At 61.4% G+C, this 6,553-nt stretch carries 6 protein-coding genes; 3 read left to right on the top strand and 3 right to left on the bottom strand.

Features of this window, described 5'->3' with window-relative positions:
- Positions 1 to 190, bottom strand: a 190-nt coding sequence (locus tag AC07X6_RS18765) for a hypothetical protein (RefSeq protein ID WP_494791978.1), incomplete at its 3' end; no start/stop codon positions are given.
- A gap of 12 nt (positions 191 to 202) precedes the next feature.
- Positions 203 to 775 (bottom strand): acyloxyacyl hydrolase, encoded by a 573-nt coding sequence (locus tag AC07X6_RS18760; protein ID WP_230539252.1) that lies wholly within the window; start codon positions 773 to 775, stop codon positions 203 to 205.
- A gap of 89 nt (positions 776 to 864) precedes the next feature.
- On the opposite strand from AC07X6_RS18760, the gene AC07X6_RS18755 reads away from it, so the two are divergent.
- Entirely contained in the window at positions 865 to 1,767 is a 903-nt protein-coding gene (locus AC07X6_RS18755) for an NAD(P)-dependent oxidoreductase (protein ID WP_494791977.1), read from the top strand.
- A 1-nt stretch (position 1,768) separates the two neighbouring features.
- Here AC07X6_RS18755 and AC07X6_RS18750 read toward each other — a convergent pair whose 3' ends face one another.
- Positions 1,769 to 2,962 carry a M20 aminoacylase family protein gene (locus AC07X6_RS18750; protein ID WP_494791976.1) on the bottom strand — a complete coding sequence of 398 codons (1,194 nt, stop codon included), beginning with the start codon at positions 2,960 to 2,962 and terminating at the stop codon, positions 1,769 to 1,771.
- A gap of 206 nt (positions 2,963 to 3,168) precedes the next feature.
- On the opposite strand from AC07X6_RS18750, the gene AC07X6_RS18745 reads away from it, so the two are divergent.
- Positions 3,169 to 5,244, top strand: coding sequence for a molybdopterin-containing oxidoreductase family protein (locus tag AC07X6_RS18745; protein WP_494791975.1), 2,076 nt, complete (start codon positions 3,169 to 3,171; stop codon positions 5,242 to 5,244).
- Between the two features lies 1 nt (position 5,245).
- A complete protein-coding gene (locus tag AC07X6_RS18740) occupies positions 5,246 to 6,295 on the top strand; it encodes an aminopeptidase (protein ID WP_494791974.1) in 1,050 nt (349 codons plus the stop codon).
- Positions 6,296 to 6,553: the final 258 nt, after the last annotated feature.

Genomic DNA, 6,553 nt, shown 5'->3' with positions numbered 1-6,553 from the left:
CAGGACCGTGAAACAACTTTGCGCCGATGATAGTGCTGCAACCAGTGTGAAAGTAGGTTATCGTCAGGCTTGTTATACGCAGTAAAGAAAAAACCCCGCCAGCGATGGTGGGGTTTTTTTTCGTCTGCTGATTCAGCCGCCAAAGCGTAACGGCATAAAAAAAGGCAGCGCTACGCGCTGCCTTTGTCATTTATCAAACCCATTAAAAGTGATAAGCGACTTTGACGTTCATGTAATTGACGCCGCTATTTGGTTTCTTGTAGCCGCCATTCGAGAAATGCTGGATCTTCGCAGCGACTTCCCATTTGTTATTGAAGATATAGCCGACGCCGATATGGTCGCCGAACTGGAAGTGGGTCGACAGGCGGTTATCGTCGTTATCGTACAGCTTGGACAGCATGTGCACGCCAATGCCGCCTTCTGCATAGAAGCCCAGCTTGTTCGTGTTTTCAAAGCGGAAGACGGGAGTAAAGCCCAGGTCCCACAGTTTTTGATGCTGGCCGGGGACATTGCGATAGCTCTTGCCATCCCAGCCGCCGATGCTGGCATCCCAGTAACCGCTCAGCTGTGTGCCATTCGATACAAACCAGGCCTTGTCCCAGTTCGAGGTGACGCCGGCGCGTACCATTTGTACCTTCACGCCCTTGGCATATTCGCCGTAGACGGAGTCGATCAGTTTGTCGTCGGCGGCAAAGCCGGCATTGGCTGCCATCAGCGCGGCAACGGCGGCGATGGATTTGAGGAGATTCTTCTTGAAGAACATAGAGGCTTTCATCGTAAAATTGGCCGATAGGCTATTGTCTTGTCTGCGCAGGCAGCTTTTTTGCATGCCGCTCTCGCCACTTGTTGATTTCAGGGGTTCAATTGACATTCTCTACAAAAATCGCATTTCTCGGTATCGGTCTGATGGGGGATCCGATGGTCCGCTGCCTGCTACGCGCTGGATATTCTGTCACAATTTGGAATCGCACGCACAGCAAGGCCCAAGTCCTGCGTGCGGCAGGGGCGCAGGCGGCCGTTTCCGTGGCTGAGGCGGTCAATGGCGCAGATGTGGTCATCTCGATGCTGGAAGCCGGCCCCGTCGTAGCAACGGTGCTGCAGGAAGCGTTGCCGGCCTTGTGCGCAGGAGCGTTGTGGGTCGATATGAGTTCCACCAAGCAATCGGAAGCCCGGCAATTTCATGCCACTTTGCACGCCGCCGGCCATGGCTTCATCGATGCGCCCGTGTCGGGTGGCGTCGGCGGGGCACAGGCGGGTACGCTGGCGATCATGGCTGGCGCCAGCGCCGGCGATTACGCGCGCGTGGAAACTATCCTGGCGGCCATGGGGCGACCGACCCTGGTGGGGCCACCCGGCAGTGGCCAGGTTGCCAAGCTGTGCAATCAGCTGATCGTCGGCGCGACCCTGAATATCGTGGCGGAAGCCCTGTTGTTGGCCCAGGCGGCCGGCGCCGATGCGGCTGCCGTGCGCACGGCTATCCGTGGCGGTTTTGCCGAGAGCAAGATTCTGGAGGTGCATGGCCAGCGCATGCTGGAACGTAACTTTGTTGCCGGTGGACAGGTAAAAAGCCAGATCAAGGATATGCACAATATCCTCGCGGCGGCCGAGGCGGCCCACGTCACCTTGCCGGTGACGCAACTGGTGACGCAGCGCTATGAAACCCTGGCTACCACGCACCCGACGGCAGACCATGCGGCGGCCTTGCTGGCCCTGGAAGCGTTGAATCCGGGCCAGCGCTTGGGCACCGGTCCGGATAAGTTGAGCTGAATCAAGTGACGGGCAGGCTCGCTTCGGCCAGCTTGACCCAGAAACTGGCGCCGATGGGCAGCAGGTTGTCGTTGAAGTCGTAGCTGCCGTTGTGCAAGACGCACGGCCCCAGGCCGTGGCCGCCGTCGCGGTGCTCGCCGTCGCCATTGCCGATGAAGATGTAGCAGCCGGCTTTTTCCTGCAAGAAAAACGCGAAATCTTCCGCACCCATGGTCGGCTCGACATTCGCGTTGACCTTGTCGGCCCCCACCACGCTTTTCATCACGTCGACGGCAAACGCCGTTTCCTTCGCATGGTTGACCAGTGGCGGATAGTTGCGCTTGAAGTGGAACTCGACTTCGGCGCCAAAGGCGGCGGCCGTGTGCACGGCGATGTCGCGCATGCGCTCTTCGATCAGGTCCAGCACGGGCGTGGTAAACGTGCGCACGGTGCCGACCAGGCTGGCATCGTCGGGAATCACATTGGTGGCGCTGCCCGCATGGATTTGCGTGATCGACAGCACGGCCGTGTCGAGCGGACTCTTGTTGCGCGTGATGACGGTTTGCCAGCTTTGCGCGATCTGCACGGCCACCATCACGGGGTCGATGCCCTTGTGGGGCTGGGCCGCATGCGCGCCCTTGCCTTTGACGGTGACGTGGAATTCATTGCTCGACGCCATCATCGGCCCTTCCACCACGCTCAGCGTGCCGGTTTCCGCGCCTGGCCAGTTGTGCATGCCGTAGATGGCGTCCATGGGAAACTTTTTAAACAAGCCGTCTGCTATCATTTCGCGCGCGCCGGCGCCACCTTCTTCGGCCGGCTGGAAGACCAGGTAGACCGTGCCATCGAAGTTGCGGTGCTGCGCCAGGTAATGGGCCGCGCCCAGCAGCATGGCTGTGTGGCCGTCGTGGCCGCAGGCGTGCATCTTGCCCGGGTGGCGCGAGGCATGCTCGAAAGTATTCATTTCCTGCATGGGCAAGGCATCCATATCGGCGCGCAGGCCGATGGCACGCTTGGAGCTGCCATGCTGGATGATGCCGACCACGCCGGTGCGGCCCAGGCCGCGTACCACGGGAATGCCCCATTCCGTCAGTTTGGCGGCGACCACGTCCGAAGTGCGCTGTTCTTCGTAGCACAGTTCGGGGTGCGCATGCAGGTCGCGGCGGATACCTTGCAGCTCGGATTGAAACGCCAAGATCGGATCAACTAGTTTCATGGGACTCTCCTGTGGATGCTGGCACGCAGCAATGTATGGCGCGCCGGACCGCGGCTGTTTGATCAAAAACAGGCGCGGCTAATAATGCATTGTAGCCCTTGTTTGCCGGGTAAATCCAGCGCACGGACCAGCTTGTCATGGCGCCAACAGCAAGCGCGCGGAATGGTTTACAGTATCGCCTTCCCCCAACGTTTTTGGATTGCCCCATGACCACCACCCAAGTGCGCGCCGCCTGCCCGCTCGACTGTCCCGATACCTGCGCCCTCCTGGTCACGGTGACCGATGGCGTGGCCACTGCCGTCAAGGGTGATCCCGACCACCCGACCACGGCTGGCGTGCTGTGCACGAAGGTGTCGCGCTTCACGGAGCGCACCTACCATGCGGACCGCTTGCTGACGCCGCTGCGCCGCGTGGGCAAGAAGGGGGAAGGCAAGTTCGAGCCCATCAGCTGGGACGAAGCGCTGACGACCATCGCGGCGCGCTTGAAACCGATCGCCGCGCGCGATCCGCAGGCGATCTTGCCGTACAGCTACTGTGGCACCATGGGCCTGGTGCAGGGCGAGTCGATGTCCTCGCGTTTCTTCAACCAGCTCGGCGCTTCCCTGCTGGACCGCACCATCTGCGCGTCAGCCGGCGCCACGGGCTACCGCTACACGGTGGGCGCCAGCATCGGCACGGACCTGGAGCAGTTCCAGAACGCGAAATTGATCATCATCTGGGGCGGCAACCCGATCGCCTCGAACCTGCACTTCTGGATGCGCGCGCAGGAAGCCAAGCGCCATGGCGCCACCCTGATCGCCATCGACCCCTATCGTTCGCTGACGGCCGAAAAATGCCACCAGCATATCGCCTTGCTGCCGGGCACCGACGCCGCCCTGGCGCTGGGCTTGATGCATGTCTTGATTGTGGAAGATTTGCTCGATCATGATTACATCGAGCGCTACACTGTTGGTTACGAGGCCTTGAAACAGCGGGCCCTGGAATGGCCGCCTGAGCGCGTGGCCGAGGTGTGCGGCATCACGATCACGGAAGTGGTGGAACTGGCGCGCCTGTACGGCCAGGCCTGCCGCTCTGGCGAAGGCGCCGCCATCCGTACCAACTACGGCGTGCAGCGCGTGCATGGCGGCGGCATGGCCGTGCGCAACATCGCCTGCCTGCCGGCGCTGACGGGCGCCTGGCGCCATCCTGCCGGCGGCATGCAGCTGTCGAGCTCGGGTTCCTTCCCCGTCAACCGCAAGGCCCTCCAGCGTCCTGACTTATTGAAAGGCACGCCGCGCACCATCAACATGAGCACCATCGGCGACGACTTGCTGAAAACCAGCTCGCCCGAGTTCGGCCCGCAAGTGGAAGCCGTGATCGTCTACAACTCGAATCCGCTGGCGGTGGCGCCCGATTCCGCGAAAGTGGCGCAGGGTTTCGCCCGCGAAGACCTGTTTACGGTCGTGCTCGAACATTTCCAGACCGATACCGTCGATTACGCCGACATCGTGTTGCCCGCCACCACGCAACTGGAACACGTCGATGCGCATTCCACCTACGGCCATCTGTACATGATGGCGAACAATGCGGCCGTGGCGCCGCTGGGCGAAGCGAAGGCGAATACGGAAATCTTCCGCCTGCTGGCCCGATACATGGGCTTTGATGATCCATGCTTCCAGGAAAGCGACGATGCGCTGGCGGCCACGGCGTTCGACAACACGGATGCGCGCGCCGTGCATTTCGACTGGGAATCGCTGAAACGCACGGGCTGGCAAAAGCTGGCCATGCCCGAGGCGCCATTTGCCGCGGGCGGTTTCCCCACGCCATCGGGCAAATGCGAGTTGTATTCGGAAGCCATGGCGCAGGCGGGACTCGATCCCTTGCCGACCTACATTGCGCCGCACGAATCGCCAGCCAGCAATCCCGCACTGGCGGCGCGTTTCCCGCTGGCCATGATTTCGCCGCCGGCGCGCAACTTCCTCAATTCCACCTTTGTGAACGTGAAAAGCCTGCGCGCGGCCGAAGGCGAGCCGCACCTCGATATCCACCCGGATGACAGCGCCGCGCGCGGCATCGCGGCCGGCGACATGGTGCGCATCTTCAATGACCGCGGCAGTTTTGTGGCCAAGGCCAGGGTCACGGACAAGGCGAGACGGGGCCTGGTGGTGGGCCTGTCCGTGTGGTGGAAAAAACTCGCCAGCGATGGCAAGAACGCCAATGAAGTGACCAGCCAGCGCCTGACGGACATGGGCCGCGCCCCCACCTTCTACGACACGCTGGTCGAAGTGGAAAAGGCTGCCTGAGATGGCGCGCTGGCCGGCCCGGCTGCTTGTCGGCATGCTGTGCCTGCCGCTGGGCGGCTGCACGCAGCTGCGCTACTACACGCAGGCGGCGCAGGGGCAATATGCGCTGTGGTCCGGCGCGCGTCCCATCGGCGACTGGCTCGATGACCCGGCCACGGAACCGCGCCTGAAAGTGCGCCTGGCCAAGGCGCAGCAAATCCGCCGTTTTGCCGTCAGCGAGCTGGACTTGCCCGACAATGGCAGCTACAAGAACTATGCGGCCCTGCGGCGCCCGTTCGTGCTGTGGAACGTGGTGGCCACGCCGGAACTGTCGCTGCAGCCGCTGCAATGGTGTTTCCCCATCGCCGGCTGCGTCAGTTACCGTGGCTATTACAGCAAGGAAGAGGCGCTCGCGTATGCCGACGAGTTGCGCGCCCAGCATTACGACGTGCAGGTGGGCGGCGTGCCCGCGTATTCCACGCTGGGCTGGTTCGACGACCCGCTGCTGTCGACTTTTATCAATTACAACGATGCGGAACTGGCGCGCCTGATCTTCCATGAACTGGCGCACCAGGTGGTGTACGTGCCCGGCGATTCGGCCTTCAACGAATCGTTTGCCGGCGCCGTGGAAGAGGCGGGCGTGCAGCGCTGGCTGGCGCGCGAGGGCAATGACGCCATGCGCGCGTCGTACGCCCAGTATGCGGCGCGGCGCCAGGATTTCCTGGCCTTGCTGCTGACATATCGGGAGAAACTGGACGCCGTGTATGCAAGCGACGCCAGCGATGCGGACAAGCGCGCGCGCAAGACGCAGGTGTTTGCGGCATTGCAAGAAGGGTATCAGGTGCTGAAGAAAAACTGGGGTGGTTTTGCCGGTTACGACCGCTGGTTCGAGCAGCCCTTGAGCAATGCGCACCTGGCTTCCGTGTCTACCTACAATGAATTTTTGCCTGCCTTCAAAAAATTGCTGGAAGAAAAAAAGAACTTTCGTGCTTTTTATGCTGCAGTGCACACAATGTCCCAGATCAAGAAGCCTGAGCGCAGGCAGGCGCTGGAACAATTGTCCAGCCCGTGACCCGTAAAGTTTGTCCCGCACGTCAGGGCGAGCGATCCTGCAACAGTGTATTTGTCATGCTGCATTGCAGCATAAAATACCCCTAGAGTTGCCGCTCGAATACTGTTGAAAGCGCTTGCATGGAAGCGCGGCGCCCGATAGCATCGCATTAGTAGCATAGAGCAATTGCTCGTCAGAATGCTCAAACCGACTGCCGGACGACAGAATCCGCAGCAATGATCCGCGCCGGCAAGGTGCGCCGGCTCCCCCACGATGATT

This window comes from Janthinobacterium sp. GW460-12-1-14-LB5 (assembly GCF_059423585.1).
This window is presented reverse-complemented; position numbering and strand designations above follow the sequence as displayed.

What these genes read in the sequence shown, in the direction of transcription:
- AC07X6_RS18750 (WP_494791976.1), bottom strand. Translation starts at nt 2,962, where the DNA reads ATGAAACTAGTTGATCCGATCTTGGCGTTTCAATCCGAGCTGCAAGGT.
- AC07X6_RS18760 (WP_230539252.1), bottom strand. Translation starts at nt 775, where the DNA reads ATGAAAGCCTCTATGTTCTTCAAGAAGAATCTCCTCAAATCCATCGCC.
- AC07X6_RS18740 (WP_494791974.1), top strand. Translation starts at nt 5,246, where the DNA reads ATGGCGCGCTGGCCGGCCCGGCTGCTTGTCGGCATGCTGTGCCTGCCG.
- AC07X6_RS18745 (WP_494791975.1), top strand. Translation starts at nt 3,169, where the DNA reads ATGACCACCACCCAAGTGCGCGCCGCCTGCCCGCTCGACTGTCCCGAT.